The sequence below is a fragment of the Advenella sp. S44 genome (assembly GCF_002810445.1).
GTDB lineage: Bacteria > Pseudomonadota > Gammaproteobacteria > Burkholderiales > Burkholderiaceae_B > Advenella.
In genome coordinates, this window is sequence record NZ_NEXS01000003.1 from 1550911 (window position 1) to 1567011 (window position 16101).

The window sequence follows — 16101 nt, forward strand, 5'->3', positions numbered from 1 at the left end:
TACACCGTACTCAGGAAAATACACGTGAGCGAACTAATTATTGAAGATGTGACCGAAGGCAGTGGCGAACAGGCAAAAAGCGGCCAGCAGGTATCGGTGCATTACACAGGCTGGCTCAAGGACAACGGCCAGAAATTCGATTCCAGCAAAGACCGCGGCGAGCCGTTTTCGTTTCCGCTAGGCGCCGGCCATGTCATTAAAGGCTGGGACCAGGGCGTACAGGGCATGAAAGTGGGCGGCACCAGAAAGCTGACCATCCCTGCCGAACTTGGCTACGGCGCACGTGGGGCAGGTGGCGTTATTCCGCCGAATGCAACACTGGTGTTTGAAGTTGAATTGCTCGGTATTAACGGATAGTTGTCCGAGGCCAGCGGCCAATGTTGTTGCCGCTGTTGCCGTCTGTACGCCATGGTGGCGTGCTTCTCTTGCAGGAAAGCGATATGTGGATCTGGTTTGGTGTTGCGGCCGTCGCGCTTATTCTTGAACTGCTCACGGGCACCTTCTTTCTGTTGCTGGTGGCGGTCGCCGCTGCCGGCGCGGGTGTGGTGTCCTGGCTGGGCGGTGAACTCGCCTGGCAACTGCTGGCTTTCAGTGTCCTTGGCATTGCCGGCTTCGTTATTCTAAAATCCAGTAAGTTGGTGCGGCGCGGCTCGAAAAGTTCCGCCAGCCGAAATACCGATGTCAATTTAGACATCGGGCAGATTGTCTACGTCGCAGACTGGACGCCAATGAATACCGCAGTCATTCAGTATCGCGGTGCCAAGTGGCAAGTTCGGCTGGACCCCGCGCTTGGCGGCCCGCCGGCGCCTGGCAGCTATCGCATTACCGACATCGACGGCATTGTGTTCATCGTTGCGCCTGTGTCAGGCCCTGACACCCCTCCCACCCCCAGCAGCGCGTAGCTCAGGAGTCATATTATGGATACGTCGATTATTTTTCTCGCCATATTAGTTGTGCTGGTCCTGGTCTTTCTGATCAAGTCCATTGCAATCGTCCCGCAACAGAATGCCTGGATTAAAGAGCGCCTTGGCCGGTATGACCGTACCTTGTCGCCTGGCGCCCGGTTCATTATTCCTTTTGTAGACCGCGTCGCTTATAAGCATTCGCTCAAGGAGATCCCACTGGATGTTCCCAGCCAGATTTGTATCACCCGGGACAATACGCAGCTGCAGGTGGACGGCGTCATTTACTTTCAGGTTACCGATCCGATGCTGGCGTCCTACGGCTCATCAAACTATATCTCCGCAATTACGCAATTGGCGCAAACCACATTGCGTTCGGTGATCGGGCGAATGGAGCTTGACAAAACATTCGAAGAACGCGATGCCATCAACAGCACCATTGTGGCCTCGCTCGATGAGGCTGCCACCAATTGGGGGGTCAAAGTGCTGCGTTACGAAATCAAGGATTTGACGCCCCCTAATGAGATTTTGCGCGCCATGCAGGCTCAGATTACCGCCGAGCGCGAAAAACGCGCGCTGATCGCTGCCTCTGAAGGCCGTCGGCAAGAACAGATCAATATTGCAACCGGCGAGCGTGAAGCTGCCATTGCCCGTTCCGAAGGCGAGAAACAGGCGCAAATTAACCAGGCACAGGGTGAGGCAGCGGCAGTGATCGCCATCGCCGAGGCCACCGCCCAGGCCGTCTCCCAGGTGGCGCAAGCCATTGAGCAGCCAGGCGGGATGGCGGCGGTCAATCTTCGTGTCGCGGACAACTATGTCGAGGCTTTCGGGAATGTGGCCAAAAAGGGAAACACGCTTATTCTGCCGGCCAACCTGGCCGATGTGGGCGGCCTCATTGCCTCTGCAATGACCGTCGTCAAAGCCACCGGACAAGGTGGCCAGCCAGCGAGCGATTCGACCGGCCTGGGACAACGTCGCTAAGGCTTCCCGGAAGCTGCCGCGCGCGTAGCGCGCAGTGCGCTGTCTCTCATGTAAAAAAATGCACCGGGGCGGGCGGCTTACCCTGGTCGGAATACGACCGGGCAGAACCGGTCTGGTGACATAAAACCATGGTCATACGCGATTTACCTGCTGCGCTGGGTGCGATTAGGATTGAGCATCGCGTTTGCAGGTAAGAGACAGGGAATAGAGGGTGCCAGTTGTCGGCCCGATATGAACCGGGCGACCCCACTTGCACGTACACGTAAAGAAGCAAGGCATCTCGGCTGCATAGATAATATGAACAGGCATCCGGCTCGGTTTTGTACCTTGGTTGTACGAAAGGGATCCGGCCTCGCACTTGCGGATACAAGCAATGGACTAGGTGTCCCGCCTGCGTGTATCGTGTTTCATAATACGTTCCTTTTCCCGCTGCCAGTCCTTGTCGCGGGCGCTATCTCGCTTGTCGTGCAGTTTCTTGCCTTTACCCAGGCCGAATTCCAGCTTGATCTTGCCATTGCGAAAATGCAGGTTCAGCGGCACCAGCGTATAACCGCGGACTTCCACCTTGCCGATCAGCTTGTTGATTTCCTTCTTGTGCAACAGCAGCTTGCGGGTACGCGTGGCGTTGGGATGGATATGCGTTGACGCAGTTGCCAAAGGGCTCACATGCATATTCAGCAACTGTAATTCGCCGTCGCGTACAATGACATAACTTTCGCCCAATTGGACACGACCGGCACGGATAGACTTGACTTCCCAGCCTTCCAGGACGATGCCCGCCTCGAAACGCTCTTCAATGAAATAGTCGTGGGTTGCCTTGCGATTGTTGGTAATGCTCATGTTTGATTTTATAAATGGATTTGACCCGTTAAAATAGGATCTGTTTAATCGCGCAAAATGCAATGATTTCACGCAATTGTAATTGAATCGACCCGCTTGTGCTGCTTGTTGATTACACTGCAAGCGTATTTTGCTCGCACACTTATCGCCTTGTCCCTTACTCAACGCCACTTATAATTCATGTCCACTACTGTCCATCGCTCCGTTCTGCTTCCTTATTCTGCTGCCAATATGTTCAAGCTGGTTGCCGAGGTGGAAAAATACCCAGAGTTCATGCCGTGGTGTGGCGGTGCTCAAGTGCTGGAATCTGATGAAGCCGGCATGACTGCCTCTATCATGATCAGTTTTGCCGGGCTCAAGCAAACCTTCACAACTCGCAACACCCATCATTTTCCCAATAGAATCCACCTGCACCTGGTCGATGGACCGTTCTCTGCGCTCAATGGCACCTGGGAATTCATCGAACTTGCCCCCGATGCCTGTAAAGTCCAGTTTGCGCTCGATTACGCCTTTAACAGCCGTTCTCTGGAAATGCTGGTGGGGCCGGTTTTCAACCGCATCGCCAACAGCTTTATCGACTCTTTTACGAAACGGGCCGAGCAGATTTATGCCTGAGCAGTGCATGACCGTGATGGTTTGCTACGCTCGCGCCGATGGCCAGGTGTGGCTGACCGCCGTGACGCTGCCCTGCGACAGTACCCTGGCTCAGGCCATAGAGGCGTCGGGTGTTTATCAAGCCTGCGGCATCGGCCAAGCTGATATCGCCGGCTTCGGTGTATTCGGTGTTCGCAAGCCGTCCGACCACGTTCTGAAGCCGGGCGATCGCGTGGAACTATACCGCGCGCTCACGTTCGATCCGATGGAGTCGCGCCGACGTCGCGCCGCCCATCGCAAGAGCGGTATCCTTAAGCGCAAGCATCTGAAAAAAAGCAAGGTCGCCTGGCAAGAATACCTGGAAACGTCGCCCGGCGACAAAACAGGCAGCCATTGACCGCCACCCTCGACCGAAGGCATGGCCGCGGTCGGCTGCGTTGCTTGGCGCAGGGCCTGAGCTGCCTTTGTCGCCAAGCGAGCTAGCTCCCCGGAGCACGCTAACGGTAGGTCACTGAATCGCCGTTGTCGCCAAACCCTCCGGGCCGCCCGGGACTTGCTTAACGCCGGGTCACCGAATCGCCATTGCTGCCGAGCTTCCCAAGCCCTACGGCGCGTGCTTAACGCAAGCCCTTGAATTGCCGCTGCTGCCAACCGAACCGATCCTCATGGGCTCGGAAAACGTAATGTTTACCGTGCATCGCTGCGCCGCTGCGCGTGTCGCTCACAGGTCCGCTAAAAAATAATCTATTGTTTATTGGCAATTTCGGACCCGATTTGCGGCGTGCGCGGAACAAGGTCGCGTCATACCCACCGCCATCGACGTTTTGCCGCAAGCTGCCTATATAATAATTGCCACTCATTGATGAATGGGCAGGCGCCGCTTGCCTGTTCTGCCGCAATATATGACACCATCAATCCGAATGATACAAGTTCGGCATCGGGTAACCAGGAGATATTATGACCGCCCCCGTTTTATTTCAGGAAAAGCCTTTGGCCAGCCAGGGCTGCTACGCAATTGCGACCCTGAATCAGCCAGCCAAGCTAAATAGCCTGTCACTGGAAATGTGCCAGTTACTGGCTGAGCAGCTGACCCGCTGGGAACAAGACCCGGCGATTGCATTTGTCATATTCGAAGGAGCAGGGGAGAAGGCCTTCTGCGCCGGTGGCGACCTGCACCAGTTGTATACGAGCATGCAGGAAAACGCGGGCAAACCTGCGGCCGACAACGCGTACGCAGCCCGCTTCTTTGATATCGAATACCGGCTGGACTATCAGATTCATACTTATGGCAAACCGATCATCTGCTGGGGACACGGCGTTGTCATGGGGGGAGGTATCGGGCTGATGGCCGGAACCTCTCATCGTGTGGTCAGTGAAACATCGAGACTGGCCATGCCCGAAGTGACAATCGGACTGTTTCCCGACGTGGGCGGCAGCTGGCAACTGAACCATCTGACAGGCCGTATCGGGCGCTTTCTGGCCGCGACAGGCGCCATCCTGAACGCCGCCGATTCGCTCTTTACCGGCATGGCCGATTATTGCGTTCGTCATTCGGACTGGCCTGCCGTAACCGCCGGGCTGGAACGTATTGAATGGGATCCTGAGGCCGACAGGCGCCAGCTCGACCAATGCATTCACCAGGTGCTGGCACAACACAGCACCGCTGCCACGCTGGAGAGCGGCCCATTGCAAACAAATTATGCCACACTACTGGCAATTTGCGCTAATCGGGATGTTCGCAGCCTGTATGCTGCAATCGCAACGCTGGCCGATCATACCGACCCCTGGCTCGCCCGGGCAGCACAAACCATGCTCAAGGGTGCGCCGCTGTCGGTCGCGCTTGGTCTGACCCTACAGGAACGAGCAAAGCATTTGTCGCTGGCAGAGGTATTTCAATTGGAATACAACGTCGCGGTCAACTGCTGCGCCCACGGTCAATTGCAAGAGGGCATCCGCGCGCTTCTGATCGACAAGGACAGAAGCCCGCGGTGGCAGCCAGCCACGATTGACGAGGTGACACAGGCCGACCTTGACGCGCTACTTGCCTCTGCGTGGCAGGATGCGACCAGCAATCCACTGGCCTCGCTAGGCTAAGGCAGGCTTGTCCAGTGGATAGGGAATGGTCAGCAGCGTAATTGGCTGCCCATTCTCGTCTCCGAGCACCAGGCTGTTATTCTCTGCAGCTTCAAGTCGCACCTCAAATAACAGATACAGCCTGCCGTCCACGGAGGCAGTATTAACCACCTGGCCGCTGGGTTGGCGCGTGTTTGTGCTGTCTGTAATGTCGGTTCCCACTGTCACCATTTCGGACGTGTTATCAACCGACGCCGGCGGGTTATCACATACGCCATTAAGCATGCGGCGTTTCAGCTTACCTCGGTAGTGGCTGCGTGCAACAATTTCCTGGCCGGGATAACAGCCTTTGGTGAAGCTGACGGCCCCAATGGCGTCAAGATTCAGATCCTGGGGAATAAACATTTCCTGATTGGCCTTTTCTACCCAGGGCACGCCCGCCAGGATGTCCAGTACTGCCCATTGTTCGGGCGAGCCCGCTTGCGCCTGGTCGGCGAGCGAGGCTGCGTCCGCGATCAGGATGCCGCGCTCAATACCGTCTATGGCCGGCAAGCCCAGTTGTGTCGACGATTCGGTCGCGGCCACTTGCCAGGGGTCGGGACGTTCCAGGCTGGTTTGGCCAATCACATTGCTGCCAGCCCAATAAGCCAGCGCAGTGATGCCGGTATCTTCTACCGTCACTTTGGAGCGCAAGACGAACATGCGCAGTCGCTTGGTGAAACTCTCGGCCACATCGCTGCGTATCATTATCTGATAGGCCCGCTCTTGCGGGGCTTGTGGCTGCGCGCTTTGCCAGAAGATAAAACTGGCAAGCATGCGGCCCTTGGCAGTGCAATAGGCCGACAGGCGTGCGGTATCAATGCCGGTCGCTTTGACGTCCTGAGTAAACTGCCCTTGCAAAAAGGCCTCGGCATCGGCGCCGTGGATGGTTAATATGCGGTAGTCCGGCAGCGGCGTTATGTGCAGTGGCGTGTCGGCATTAAACGCGGTTATATCGGTGGACATAAAATAATTCCTCTTCGGTGTGGCCGAAACCCGGGCAACATGCCTTCGGGATCCGGACAGATTCACATGTCTGATATCGTAACGTATTGAATAGTGTTTTTGCGGCTAAACAATGAAGGGATCAGGGATTCCCGGTCCGTGCGCAGCGCCGGCGATGGTCAGCGCCTGATACAATAGACGCATCTGTAGAAGCCACGCGCAAGTACCTATATTTCACTCATGAAACTGTTCAAGTATATTATTTTTTCGTTCATTATTTGCGTGTTGCTTCTGGCCGCCGGGCTGGCTGGTAAAGTGTGGCACTGGGCAAAAACACCGGCTCCCATGAGCGCCGAGGTTATAGACTACAATGTGCCACGCGGCAGTACGATCGCCTCGGTAGCGCGGGAAATGGCTGCTGCAGGCATTCGCATCGAGCCTTACCTTTTTGTCATGTATGCGCGTTACACCGGCCAGGACCGGCAACTGAAGGCGGGCGCCTATGAAGCCCGGCGTGGCGATACGCCAGTCGATTTGCTCAGCCGCATGGCATCGGGCCAGACCAGCAAGAGCCGGTTTCAAATTATAGAAGGCTGGTCCTACAACCAGATCCGCACTACGCTAAAGAACAACCCGAATATTACGCAAACGCTGGACAATGTCAGCGATGCAGAACTTTTGGAAATGCTGGGCGCGCCCTACGACAGTCCTGAAGGCCTGTTTTTCCCAGAAACGTATGTCTTTGTGCCCGGCGATACGGATATGGACATTTTGCGACGTGCCTATACAGAAGGCCAGCAACGCCTTGCCGCCGTGTGGGATCAACGCGATAGCGGCCTTCCCCTGAAAACGCCGTATGATGCCCTGATTCTGGCTTCAATCATTGAAAAGGAAACCGGCCACCAGCTCGATCGCCGGCGCGTGGCCGGTGTGTTTATCAACCGGCTCGAAAGAAAGATGTTGTTGCAAACCGATCCGACCGTTATCTATGGCATGAAAGACACTTATCAGGGCGTGATCACCCGAAGCGATTTGCGAAAGGATACCCCCTGGAATACTTATACACGCACGGGATTGCCGCCCACGCCAATCGCCAGCCCTGGCATGCTCTCGCTGCAGGCGGCAGTTCATCCCGAACAGCACAAGTATCTGTATTTTGTGTCACGCGGTGACGGCAGCAGTGAGTTCTCAGAAGATCTGCGCGGCCACAACCGCAACGTCAATACCTATATCCTGAAGAAGGGCATACAATGAAGGGTTTTTTTATCACACTCGAAGGCGTAGACGGTGCAGGGAAAAGTTCCCATATCGGTCATTTGCGGCAGTTGTGTGAATCATCGGGCCATGAGGTAGTGATGACACGCGAGCCTGGTGGCACGCCGCTTAGCGAGGCGCTGCGTGCCATGCTACTAAAAGAATCCATGCACATGGAAACGGAGACCCTGTTGATGTTTGCCGCCAGGCAGGAACATATCCTGTCGGTGATCGCGCCAGCCCTGGCATCCGGCAAGATTGTCATCAGTGATCGATTCACCGACGCCACCTACGCTTATCAGGGAGGAGGGCGCCATTTTCCTGCCGACAAAATCCGCATTCTTGAAGAATGGGTCCAGCAGCAGCTGCAGCCTGATCTGACAATCCTGTTTGATGTCCCGCTGGAAGTGGCCCGTGAACGGCTGGAAAAAAGTCGTGAACGCGACCGGTTTGAGCGCGAGGACAGCGAATTTTTTGAGCGGGTGCGCGCTGCTTATCACGCCCGTGTCAGCACAGATCCGAAACGCTTCTATATCGTTGACTCCAGCCAGCCAAAACCGGAGATCGCGTTGCAGTTGCAGAAAATGCTGAAGGTAAAACTCGCGCAACACGTCGCGCAAGGTCTATAGCTCATGTCAAGCATTACCCAATTTTTCCCGTGGCAAACAGCAAGCGCTTCTCGGTGGCTCGGGGATCGAGAGCGGTTTGCCCATGCCTGGCTGGTTTACGGTCCGCCTGGCATCGGCAAGCTCACCTTCGCGCGGGCGGCGGCAACCAGCCTGCTATGTGAGCGACCCACCGGCGCCCTGGCATGTGGAACGTGTCAATCGTGTTCCTGGATTGCCAACGACGCCCATCCGGACTTGCGCCTGGTCATGCCTGATCGCCTCGCGCAGCAATATGGCTTGCAGGACGCCGCCACGGTATCAGATTCGCAAGAGGGTGCAGCGACCAAAAAAGCGTCCGGTGAAATTCGGATTGATCAAGTACGGCAACTGGACTCGCTGCTCAGTGTGACCACGCATCGCAGTGGGATGCGCGTTATTATCCTGTTCCCGGTCGAGAGCCTGAATACGGCTTCGGCCAATTACCTGCTCAAATCCATTGAAGAGCCGGCGCCGGGAACCGTTTTTCTGCTGGTCTCGCATGCTCCGGATAAAGTGCTACCGACGTTATTGTCAAGGTGCCGGCGGTTTTGCCTGCCTATGCCCACCCAGGCCGAGGGCCTGGCATGGCTGCAGGCCCAGGACTTGTCGGGAACGCAGGCAGAGACATGGCTGCACGCCAGCGGCGGCGCGCCAGTCGGTGCGCTCACGCTCAGTCGTGCCAGTACTGAACCAGTAAGCTACTGGCTCGGATCATTCGCGCAATCACTGGCTGACCGCATCATGCCCGAAATGGCGGACTATCTGCCCAAACTGGAAAAGCTGCAACCTGAAGAGTGGCTGGGATCGCTGCAACGTCTGTTCGTAGATTTGATGCTGCAAAGCAATGGGTTGGCTCCTCGCTACTTCCCGCGGCTGGGGCCATTTATCACGGCGATCGCCGCCGACGTAAGCCCGATGAAAATCAGCCAGACCGCAAGCTGGCTTGCCAGGCAGCAGCGCATCGCCGATCACCCGTTGAACGCCCGGCTGTTCATCCAGTCGGTGTTGCAACGGGTGTGCATCACCTGCCTGTCAAAAAATGCATAATTGGAATGGATAAACGGAACCGCATATGTATGTAGACTCTCATTGCCATCTGGATTTCCCGCAGTTGCAGGAAGATCTGCCGGCAATTCTTGACAATATGAAACGCAATCAAGTCAGTCACGCACTCTGTGTGAGTGTCAATCTGCCCGACTGGCCTCGCATTGTCCATCTCATTGAAACGCACGATTGTTTGTGGGGTTCGGTAGGAGTGCATCCAGATTATGAGGACACGCCCGAACCCGATGTAGACAGCTTGTGTCTCCATGCCCAGCATCGCAAGATCGTGGCAATCGGCGAGACTGGGCTGGATTACTATCGCTTGTCAGAGCCGCTGGACTGGCAGCGTAATCGATTTCGTGTTCACATTCGCGCTGCCAACCAGGCAGGACTGCCCTTAATCATTCACACCCGTTCCTCTGCCGAGGACACACTGCGCCTGATGCGAGAAGAGAATGCGGCCGGCTGCGGCGGCGTCATGCACTGCTTTACGGAAAGCTGGGACGTCGCGCAGCAGGCCATGGAGCAGAATTTTTATATTTCTATCTCGGGTATTGTGACGTTTAAAAATGCGGTCCAATTGCAGGATGTTGCGCGCAGAATGCCGCTGGATCGTCTTTTAATAGAAACCGACTCGCCTTACCTGGCTCCCGTGCCGTATCGCGGCAAGCGCAACGATCCGTCCAAAGTGATTCACGTTGCTGAAAAAATTGCCGAACTCAAGGGAATTGCCGTGAGTGAGGTCGCGCAAGCCTCAACAGAGAATTTTTTCAATTTATTCAAAAAGATACAATGATATTTTGTTATATTACTTTAAGTATTTCATCATCTTGTCGTTTTGTGAGCTAAATTCTATTTAACGTTAAAATTCAAGGAACTAGGAGATATTCATAATGTATTTTATTAATAAAAGTTCGATCCTGAAAAAAGGGTTTCTTGCCGCCATGCTGGCGGTGGCGCTCAGTGCTTGCGCTGCAAACGCCGGCAGCAATAGCGGGCTGTGGAACGACATTAAAAACGACCGTGCCAGTGGCGTAACCCAGGCGTTATCTGAAGGAACCGACCCCAATGAGGTGAACCAGAACGGCGAGCCGGCATTAATTCAGGCCATTCGTGACCAGTCCATGGGCGCATTTGACGCGCTGGCGGCAAATCCGAAAACCGATGTCAATGCCGTTAATCGTACCGGCGAGACGCCCCTGATGTATCTGGCCATCATCGGCGATGTGCCGCGTGCCCGCAAACTGGTGGCGCGGGGTGCCAAGGTCAATCGCCTGGGCTGGACGCCATTGCATTATGCCGCATCTAAGGGGCATGTCGATATGGTCAAGTTCCTGCTGGGCAAGGGCGCTTATCCGAATGCGCCGGCGCCGGATGGCAGCTCTCCATTACTGATGGCGGTTACTTCCAAAAACGCCGATGCTGTTCGTGCGCTGGTTGCGGCGGGTGCTGATCCCCGTGCGATCAACCAGAAGGACGTGAGCGCCCTTGATATGGCTAAAAAAATGGGTAACGCTGACGTTATCCGTGCATTGGGCAAAAAATAAGGATAGACGACCATGATTCGTTATACGACCCCCCGTTCCGGCGGCGTGCGATCCGTCTTTGCAATTATCGGGCTTGCGAGCGTGCTGCTGGCCGGTGGCAACGCGCATGCAGAGCAAAGCTATTGCGACAGCCCCTGGCTTGTACCCAATGCCCGCCTGTCAGGTTCCGTGGACGGGTCAACGGCCCGGTTTTCAGTGCTTGTCAAGCAGATCAATCGGACCGATGCGAATCAATGCACTGTTGAACTTACCGTTAATGCAGATGCGCCGATCGCCGGACAGAGAGTGCAGGGGACGGGGCCTTTTACGCTCACCGTCGCACAGGGCAAATCAACGCTCAATGGCACGTTCGATGCGTCGGGGCTGATGAACACATTAATGAAAACCACAGTGCAAAGTACGCTAAGCGGGTACTTTCTCAAGCCGGCCAACACCGTCACCCCCGGAGAAACACTGGCACCGCTGTCGGGCCACTCTAACGTGGATTTGATGGTCACCATGCAAAACGGCATTCCACTTAATCAAATCAACGTGAGCAATGCGTCCGTTTCTACCGGGCCAAGAAAAGTCGGCAAATTGCAAAGTCATTCCACGTCTGTTGGCGTGTTGCAATGCATGCCGGTGAGCTATACTGCCACCACCTCAAGTGGTGATTTAAGCGGCGTACCCGCCAATAATGGTAATGCCGCCGGTGCACGTCAATCACAGGTCACCGATTGGTATTGTCCTGAAAAAGGGCTTACCATGGAGTCGGTCATTACCAATGGCAACAAAAAAACACGCGTCGTAATCACGTCGCTGCAATAATCGGCAGGCAATCGGCACCGGGCGCAATCATTGCGTCGGCAGGCGATTGCCTGCTATTGTCTGAAACCTACATTTAACCCGTCCCTATTTAATTTTTTATATTCTAAAATAGGGACATAACAAGTTGGCGTTACACTTGTAATTTATTGATCTAGTCAAGGAGACGATTTTGAGCCAGGATACATCCAGCAACCGCCAGCATGCCTTGCCTTCCTATTTGTATTCGGAAGACCTGGGGGCATGGGGTACTTATCTACAACAGATAGATCGGGTCACTCCGTATCTGGGGTCGCTGCAACGCTGGGTTGAAACGCTGAAGCGGCCCAAGCGCTCATTGATCGTTGATATTCCGATCGAACTGGACAACGGGACGATTGCGCATTTCGAAGGCTACCGTGTACAGCACAATACCTCGCGCGGACCGGGCAAGGGCGGGGTGCGTTTTCACCAGGACGTGTGCCTTTCCGAAGTCATGGCACTGGCCGCCTGGATGTCAATCAAGAATGCGGCGGTCAACCTGCCTTTTGGCGGCGCCAAGGGTGGCGTACGTATTGATCCGCGTAATTACTCCAAGGCAGAGCTTGAAAAGGTCACGCGCCGCTATACCAGCGAAATTGGCGTCATTATAGGCCCAGCCAAGGATATTCCGGCGCCCGACGTCAATACCAATCCGCAAATCATGGCCTGGATGATGGACACTTATTCAATGAATGTCGGGGCCACAGCCACCGGCGTGGTGACCGGCAAACCGATTTCACTGGGCGGCAGTCTCGGGCGCGTTGAGGCGACCGGCCGCGGCGTTTATGTCGTCGGGTGCGAGGCAGCACGGGATCTGAGTTTGCCGATCGAGGGCGCGCGCGTGGCGGTTCAGGGTTTCGGTAACGTGGGCGGCACGGCGGCACGGCTCTTTTTCGAGTCTGGCGCCAAGATTGTAGCAGTCCAGGATCATACCGGTGCCATCAGAAACACCAATGGTATTCAGGTGCACGAATTGCTGGCGCACGTTGAGAAACATGCTGGCGTCAAGGGTTTCGCAGGCGCTGAAGAAGCGGCAGAGGACGAGTTCTGGTCCGTGCAGACAGACTTTCTGATCCCGGCTGCGCTGGAGAATCAGATCAATACTCGTGTTGCCAATCTGGTAAATGCCAAAATCGTAGTGGAAGGCGCCAATGGCCCCACCACACCAGAGGCCGACGATATCCTGACCGAGAAAGGGGTTTATGTGGTGCCCGATGTTCTTGCCAACGCAGGTGGGGTGACCGTCAGTTACTTTGAATGGGTTCAGGATTTCTCCAGCTTCTTCTGGAGTGAAGACGAAATCAATCACAGGCTGGAGCGTCTGATGCGCGAAGCCTATCGTGCCGTGTCCGACGTGGCCAAGCATCACTCGGTCACCTTGCGTACGGCGGCGTTCATTGTGGCGTGCTCTCGTATTCTGGAATCGCGCGAAGTGCGCGGGCTGTATCCATAATACCCATAATACGCCCCAGCTCAGGGGGCCGCGCAGCGCACAGCTAGTACACACGCAATAACGCCGTCAGGCTGTGACGGCTTATGGCAAGCGACTTGATGGCAACGGCGGGCAGATCGTCCGTCTTGTCTGTTGCGCGGTGGGCATGCTACTATCTGCCCGTGGCGGAGATGGTTATCCTCCCGGCATTGACCGAACTGCTGTCGTTATGATTTTTTCAATTTCCTTTCAAGTGTCTTAATGACGCTTAACAATTGAAATCGCGCACGACAGATAATGATACCTGCGACTTTTTTTGCCAGTGGCTCGTCTTCAGGCACAGGACTCGCAGGTATTTTTGTGCCTGCAAAACCGCTAACCTCACGGAGTTCTCCATGCTGCAATCGGTGTTCATGATAAGTGTCGGCGCATCTTGCGGCGCGATACTGCGCTGGATCCTGGGGCTGGCGTTTAACAATACATTCCATCACATTGCCATGGGCACCTTGCTTGCCAACCTGAGTGGCGGTTATCTGATAGGCGTGGCGCTGGGCATTTTTTCGGCCTTTCCGGCATTGCCGGCAGAGTGGCGATTACTCATTGTGACTGGATTTCTAGGCGGGCTCACCACCTTTTCTTCATTCTCGGCCGAAGTCACGATGCTGCTGCACCAGGGGAAAACCCAGTGGGCATTGCTGGAAATTGGCTTGCATCTTGTTGGCTCGCTATTGATGACGGCGCTGGGCCTGTTTACCGTTACTGCGATTCGTCGTCTTTACGGCTAGGGACAGCGCTACCGTAGCGCCGCCCTCAACACACAGGTGGCGCCTTAGTTTTTTTCACTGTCGAGACCAAACAGAATTTTCTTGGCTTCATTGTTATTAGGTGGCTGTCCGGGGTTGACCTGATCGACCAGCGCGTAAGCGCGTTGTGTCGCCGGGCGCGAGGCAATTGCATCAAACCAGCGCTTCAGATTGGGAAAATCGTTCAGATTTTGCATTTGTCTTTCATGCGGAACCACCCATGGATAGCAGGCCATATCCGCAATGGAATAGTCGTCGACAATAAATTCGCGATCCTGCAAACGGCGGTCGAGCACCCCGTATAAACGGGTGGTTTCCTTGACGTAGCGGTTGATCGCGTATTCAATTTTTTCAGGCGCATACTGGCCAAAGTGATGATTCTGGCCGGCCATGGGCCCCAGCCCCCCCATCTGCCAGTTCAGCCATTCCAGCGTACTGGTCTTCTTACGAAGGTCGTCGGACATGAATTTGCCTGTTTTTTCGGCCAGGTATTGCAAAATCGCGCCCGACTCAAACACCGGTATGGCATCACCATGATCGTTGGGCGTATTGTCTACGATGGCGGGAATTCGGTTGTTCGGTGCAATCTTCAGAAAGTCGGGAGCGAACTGATCTCCTTTTCCGATATTGATGGGATGCACGGTATATTCAAGTCCGGCTTCTTCCAGAAACAGGGTGATTTTGTGTCCGTTGGGGGTAGTCCAGTAGTAGAGATCAATCATTTCAATGCGTCCTTTATATCCTGTTCAATGTCCTGCGGTTTTACCGTTGGGGCATAGCGATGTAACACCCGGCCGTCGCGGCCGACCAGAAATTTTGTAAAGTTCCACTTGATCGATTGTATGCCTAGCAGACCGGGTTTTTCTTTTTTAAGCCAGGCAAAAACCGGATGGGTTCTCGAACCATTGACGTCGGTCTTGCGCGTCAGCGCAAAGGCCACCCCGAAGTTTTGCTCGCAGAATTGATGGATCTGTTCATCGGTTCCCGGTTCCTGGCTTGCGAATTGATTGCACGGAAAACCAAGCACCACCAGTCCCTGGTCCTTATATTGCTCATACAACCGTTGCAGGCCGCTATATTGAGGCGTAAAGCCGCATTTAGAAGCGACATTGACCACCAGCACGACCTTATCGCGCAATGTTGACAACGGTAATTCGGTTCCGTCCTGCAAGGTGACGGTCATTGTATGAAAATCGCTCATTGCTTGTCCCTTTCGATATCTGTCACCGGTGGCGCGGGCGACGTAGTGGCGCAGCCGATTGAGGCCGAAACGATAAAGGCGATGGCCAGCCATTGCGCCAGCGTCAACTGTTCATGCAGTATAACCAGTCCTGCCAGCGCACCCATGGCCGGTTCAAGACTGAGCAGGATACTCATGGTTTTGCGGGGCAGCGATCGCAGCGAAATCATTTCAAGTGAATAAGGCACGGCGCTGGACAGAATGGCAACGAGCAGGCCCGCGATCATAAACGACGGGTCCAGCAACAGGGCGCCGCTATGCGCGATCCCGAAAGGCAGGACCAATAGCGCTGCGACCGTGATGCCCAACGATGTCGCCTGGCCCGGGTGAATATTCCGGGTGCGTTGGCCAAAGACGATATAGAGCGCCCAGAAAATGCCGGCGCCCACGGCATACAAGACCCCGACAGGATCAATGGCAGAGACGTCCTGCTGCGATTGCGGAATCAGCAAATACAAGCCGAGCGCCACAAACCCGATCCACAAAAAATCAATTCGACGTCGAGACGAGAAGATGGCAAGCGATAGCGGACCAAGAAATTCGATAGCGATACACAGGCCCAATGGGACCGTGCGAATAGCCATGTAGAAGAGAAAGTTGATCAGACCCAGGCACAAGCCGTAGCTGGCGATTGCCAGCGCATTTCTGCGTGACAGCGGAAAACGCCAAGGTCGCCAGACGCACCAGAGCAGCAGGGCGGAAAATCCCAGGCGATAAGCCGTTGTTCCCTGTGCGCCGACGGCGTCGAAAAGCGACTTGGCAAATGAGGTACCGATGCACAGAGACGCCATGGAACCGACCAGCGCGGCGATCCCCATTGTTTGTGAATATGTTCGAAATGAATTGCCTGCTGCCATGCCCTTGCGTCCTTTGCGCCATTCTACCTGAAAATGGCCTTAGGTTAAGGGTTTGGATTTAGCCGATTGTGGCCTCGC

The 16101-nt window shown here is 55.1% G+C and carries 19 protein-coding genes; 14 read left to right on the forward strand and 5 right to left on the reverse strand.

What is annotated here, in order from left to right:
* Positions 1-24 precede the first annotated feature (24 nt).
* From CAP48_RS11180 to CAP48_RS11190, 3 genes are read left to right on the forward strand one after another with little or no spacing between them, the layout of a single operon-like run.
* Positions 25-357, forward strand: coding sequence for an FKBP-type peptidyl-prolyl cis-trans isomerase (locus CAP48_RS11180; protein WP_100696477.1), 333 nt, complete (start codon positions 25-27; stop codon positions 355-357).
* A gap of 20 nt (positions 358-377) precedes the next feature.
* Positions 378-902 carry an NfeD family protein gene (locus tag CAP48_RS11185; protein ID WP_242444404.1) on the forward strand — a complete coding sequence of 175 codons (525 nt, stop codon included), beginning with the start codon at positions 378-380 and terminating at the stop codon, positions 900-902.
* 15 nt (positions 903-917) lie between these two features.
* Positions 918-1883 (forward strand): SPFH domain-containing protein, encoded by a 966-nt coding sequence (locus CAP48_RS11190; RefSeq protein ID WP_369806340.1) that lies wholly within the window; start codon positions 918-920, stop codon positions 1881-1883.
* A 378-nt stretch (positions 1884-2261) separates the two neighbouring features.
* Here the strand turns inward: CAP48_RS11190 and smpB are convergent, their stop codons facing one another.
* Positions 2262-2723 (reverse strand): SsrA-binding protein SmpB, encoded by a 462-nt coding sequence (smpB, locus tag CAP48_RS11195; RefSeq protein WP_100696481.1) that lies wholly within the window; start codon positions 2721-2723, stop codon positions 2262-2264.
* A gap of 180 nt (positions 2724-2903) precedes the next feature.
* Here smpB and CAP48_RS11200 point away from each other — a divergent pair, with 180 nt between their 5' ends.
* The 3 genes from CAP48_RS11200 (at position 2904) to CAP48_RS11215 (ending at position 5411) form a co-directional block, all read left to right on the forward strand.
* Positions 2904-3338, forward strand: a complete 435-nt coding sequence (locus CAP48_RS11200; protein ID WP_100696483.1) for a type II toxin-antitoxin system RatA family toxin — start codon at positions 2904-2906, stop codon at positions 3336-3338.
* Positions 3331-3714, forward strand: a complete 384-nt coding sequence (locus CAP48_RS11205; RefSeq protein WP_100696485.1) for an RnfH family protein — start codon at positions 3331-3333, stop codon at positions 3712-3714. Before CAP48_RS11200 ends, CAP48_RS11205 begins: the two co-directional genes overlap by 8 nt.
* A 560-nt stretch (positions 3715-4274) precedes the next feature.
* Positions 4275-5411 carry an enoyl-CoA hydratase/isomerase family protein gene (locus tag CAP48_RS11215; RefSeq protein WP_100696489.1) on the forward strand — a complete coding sequence of 379 codons (1137 nt, stop codon included), beginning with the start codon at positions 4275-4277 and terminating at the stop codon, positions 5409-5411.
* Here CAP48_RS11215 and CAP48_RS11220 read toward each other — a convergent pair.
* Positions 5403-6395 (reverse strand): folate-binding protein YgfZ, encoded by a 993-nt coding sequence (locus tag CAP48_RS11220; protein ID WP_100696491.1) that lies wholly within the window; start codon positions 6393-6395, stop codon positions 5403-5405. The genes CAP48_RS11215 and CAP48_RS11220 overlap by 9 nt on opposite strands.
* 219 nt (positions 6396-6614) lie before the next feature.
* On the opposite strand from CAP48_RS11220, the gene mltG reads away from it, so the two are divergent.
* The 8 genes from mltG (at position 6615) to crcB (ending at position 13908) form a co-directional block, all read left to right on the forward strand.
* The gene (gene mltG / locus CAP48_RS11225) at positions 6615-7628 is read left to right on the forward strand and encodes an endolytic transglycosylase MltG (protein WP_100696493.1); all 1014 of its coding nucleotides are present in this window, start codon (positions 6615-6617) and stop codon (positions 7626-7628) included.
* Positions 7625-8257, forward strand: coding sequence for a dTMP kinase (gene tmk, locus CAP48_RS11230; protein WP_100696496.1), 633 nt, complete (start codon positions 7625-7627; stop codon positions 8255-8257). Before mltG ends, tmk begins: the two co-directional genes overlap by 4 nt.
* Positions 8258-8260: 3 nt before the next feature.
* Positions 8261-9322 (forward strand): DNA polymerase III subunit delta', encoded by a 1062-nt coding sequence (gene holB / locus CAP48_RS11235; protein ID WP_100696498.1) that lies wholly within the window; start codon positions 8261-8263, stop codon positions 9320-9322.
* A gap of 25 nt (positions 9323-9347) precedes the next feature.
* On the forward strand, positions 9348-10115 hold the full coding sequence (locus CAP48_RS11240; protein ID WP_100696500.1) for a TatD family hydrolase: 768 nt from the start codon (positions 9348-9350) through the stop codon (positions 10113-10115).
* Positions 10116-10212: 97 nt separating this feature from the next.
* A complete protein-coding gene (locus tag CAP48_RS11245; protein ID WP_100696502.1) occupies positions 10213-10866 on the forward strand; it encodes an ankyrin repeat domain-containing protein in 654 nt (217 codons plus the stop codon).
* A 12-nt stretch (positions 10867-10878) separates the two neighbouring features.
* Complete coding sequence (locus CAP48_RS11250) at positions 10879-11673, forward strand: hypothetical protein (protein WP_100696504.1); 795 nt, start codon at positions 10879-10881, stop codon at positions 11671-11673.
* Between the two features lie 169 nt (positions 11674-11842).
* Positions 11843-13144, forward strand: coding sequence for a Glu/Leu/Phe/Val dehydrogenase (locus CAP48_RS11255; protein WP_100696506.1), 1302 nt, complete (start codon positions 11843-11845; stop codon positions 13142-13144).
* Positions 13145-13518: 374 nt separating this feature from the next.
* Complete coding sequence (crcB, locus tag CAP48_RS11260; protein WP_100696508.1) at positions 13519-13908, forward strand: fluoride efflux transporter CrcB; 390 nt, start codon at positions 13519-13521, stop codon at positions 13906-13908.
* A gap of 44 nt (positions 13909-13952) precedes the next feature.
* Here crcB and CAP48_RS11265 read toward each other — a convergent pair whose 3' ends face one another.
* From CAP48_RS11265 to CAP48_RS11275, 3 genes are read right to left on the reverse strand one after another with little or no spacing between them, the layout of a single operon-like run.
* Complete coding sequence (locus tag CAP48_RS11265; protein ID WP_100696510.1) at positions 13953-14648, reverse strand: glutathione S-transferase N-terminal domain-containing protein; 696 nt, start codon at positions 14646-14648, stop codon at positions 13953-13955.
* On the reverse strand, positions 14645-15127 hold the full coding sequence (locus tag CAP48_RS11270; protein ID WP_100696512.1) for a glutathione peroxidase: 483 nt from the start codon (positions 15125-15127) through the stop codon (positions 14645-14647). Before CAP48_RS11270 ends, CAP48_RS11265 begins: the two co-directional genes overlap by 4 nt.
* Positions 15124-16023 (reverse strand): DMT family transporter, encoded by a 900-nt coding sequence (locus CAP48_RS11275; RefSeq protein ID WP_100696514.1) that lies wholly within the window; start codon positions 16021-16023, stop codon positions 15124-15126. The genes CAP48_RS11270 and CAP48_RS11275 overlap by 4 nt, the downstream gene beginning before the upstream one ends.
* Between the last annotated feature and the right edge of the window lie 78 nt (positions 16024-16101).

Excerpts from the sequence above, each read along its gene's own strand:
- CAP48_RS11185 (WP_242444404.1), top strand. The coding sequence starts at position 378 with ATGTTGTTGCCGCTGTTGCCGTCTGTACGCCATGGTGGCGTGCTTCTC.
- holB (WP_100696498.1), top strand. The coding sequence starts at position 8,261 with ATGTCAAGCATTACCCAATTTTTCCCGTGGCAAACAGCAAGCGCTTCT.
- CAP48_RS11190 (WP_369806340.1), top strand. The coding sequence starts at position 918 with ATGGATACGTCGATTATTTTTCTCGCCATATTAGTTGTGCTGGTCCTG.
- CAP48_RS11200 (WP_100696483.1), top strand. The coding sequence starts at position 2,904 with ATGTCCACTACTGTCCATCGCTCCGTTCTGCTTCCTTATTCTGCTGCC.
- crcB (WP_100696508.1), top strand. The coding sequence starts at position 13,519 with ATGCTGCAATCGGTGTTCATGATAAGTGTCGGCGCATCTTGCGGCGCG.
- CAP48_RS11245 (WP_100696502.1), top strand. The coding sequence starts at position 10,213 with ATGTATTTTATTAATAAAAGTTCGATCCTGAAAAAAGGGTTTCTTGCC.
- CAP48_RS11220 (WP_100696491.1), bottom strand. The coding sequence starts at position 6,395 with ATGTCCACCGATATAACCGCGTTTAATGCCGACACGCCACTGCACATA.
- CAP48_RS11240 (WP_100696500.1), top strand. The coding sequence starts at position 9,348 with ATGTATGTAGACTCTCATTGCCATCTGGATTTCCCGCAGTTGCAGGAA.
- tmk (WP_100696496.1), top strand. The coding sequence starts at position 7,625 with ATGAAGGGTTTTTTTATCACACTCGAAGGCGTAGACGGTGCAGGGAAA.
- CAP48_RS11205 (WP_100696485.1), top strand. The coding sequence starts at position 3,331 with ATGCCTGAGCAGTGCATGACCGTGATGGTTTGCTACGCTCGCGCCGAT.
- CAP48_RS11270 (WP_100696512.1), bottom strand. The coding sequence starts at position 15,127 with ATGAGCGATTTTCATACAATGACCGTCACCTTGCAGGACGGAACCGAA.
- CAP48_RS11215 (WP_100696489.1), top strand. The coding sequence starts at position 4,275 with ATGACCGCCCCCGTTTTATTTCAGGAAAAGCCTTTGGCCAGCCAGGGC.
- CAP48_RS11265 (WP_100696510.1), bottom strand. The coding sequence starts at position 14,648 with ATGATTGATCTCTACTACTGGACTACCCCCAACGGACACAAAATCACC.
- CAP48_RS11250 (WP_100696504.1), top strand. The coding sequence starts at position 10,879 with ATGATTCGTTATACGACCCCCCGTTCCGGCGGCGTGCGATCCGTCTTT.
- CAP48_RS11275 (WP_100696514.1), bottom strand. The coding sequence starts at position 16,023 with ATGGCAGCAGGCAATTCATTTCGAACATATTCACAAACAATGGGGATC.
- mltG (WP_100696493.1), top strand. The coding sequence starts at position 6,615 with ATGAAACTGTTCAAGTATATTATTTTTTCGTTCATTATTTGCGTGTTG.
- smpB (WP_100696481.1), bottom strand. The coding sequence starts at position 2,723 with ATGAGCATTACCAACAATCGCAAGGCAACCCACGACTATTTCATTGAA.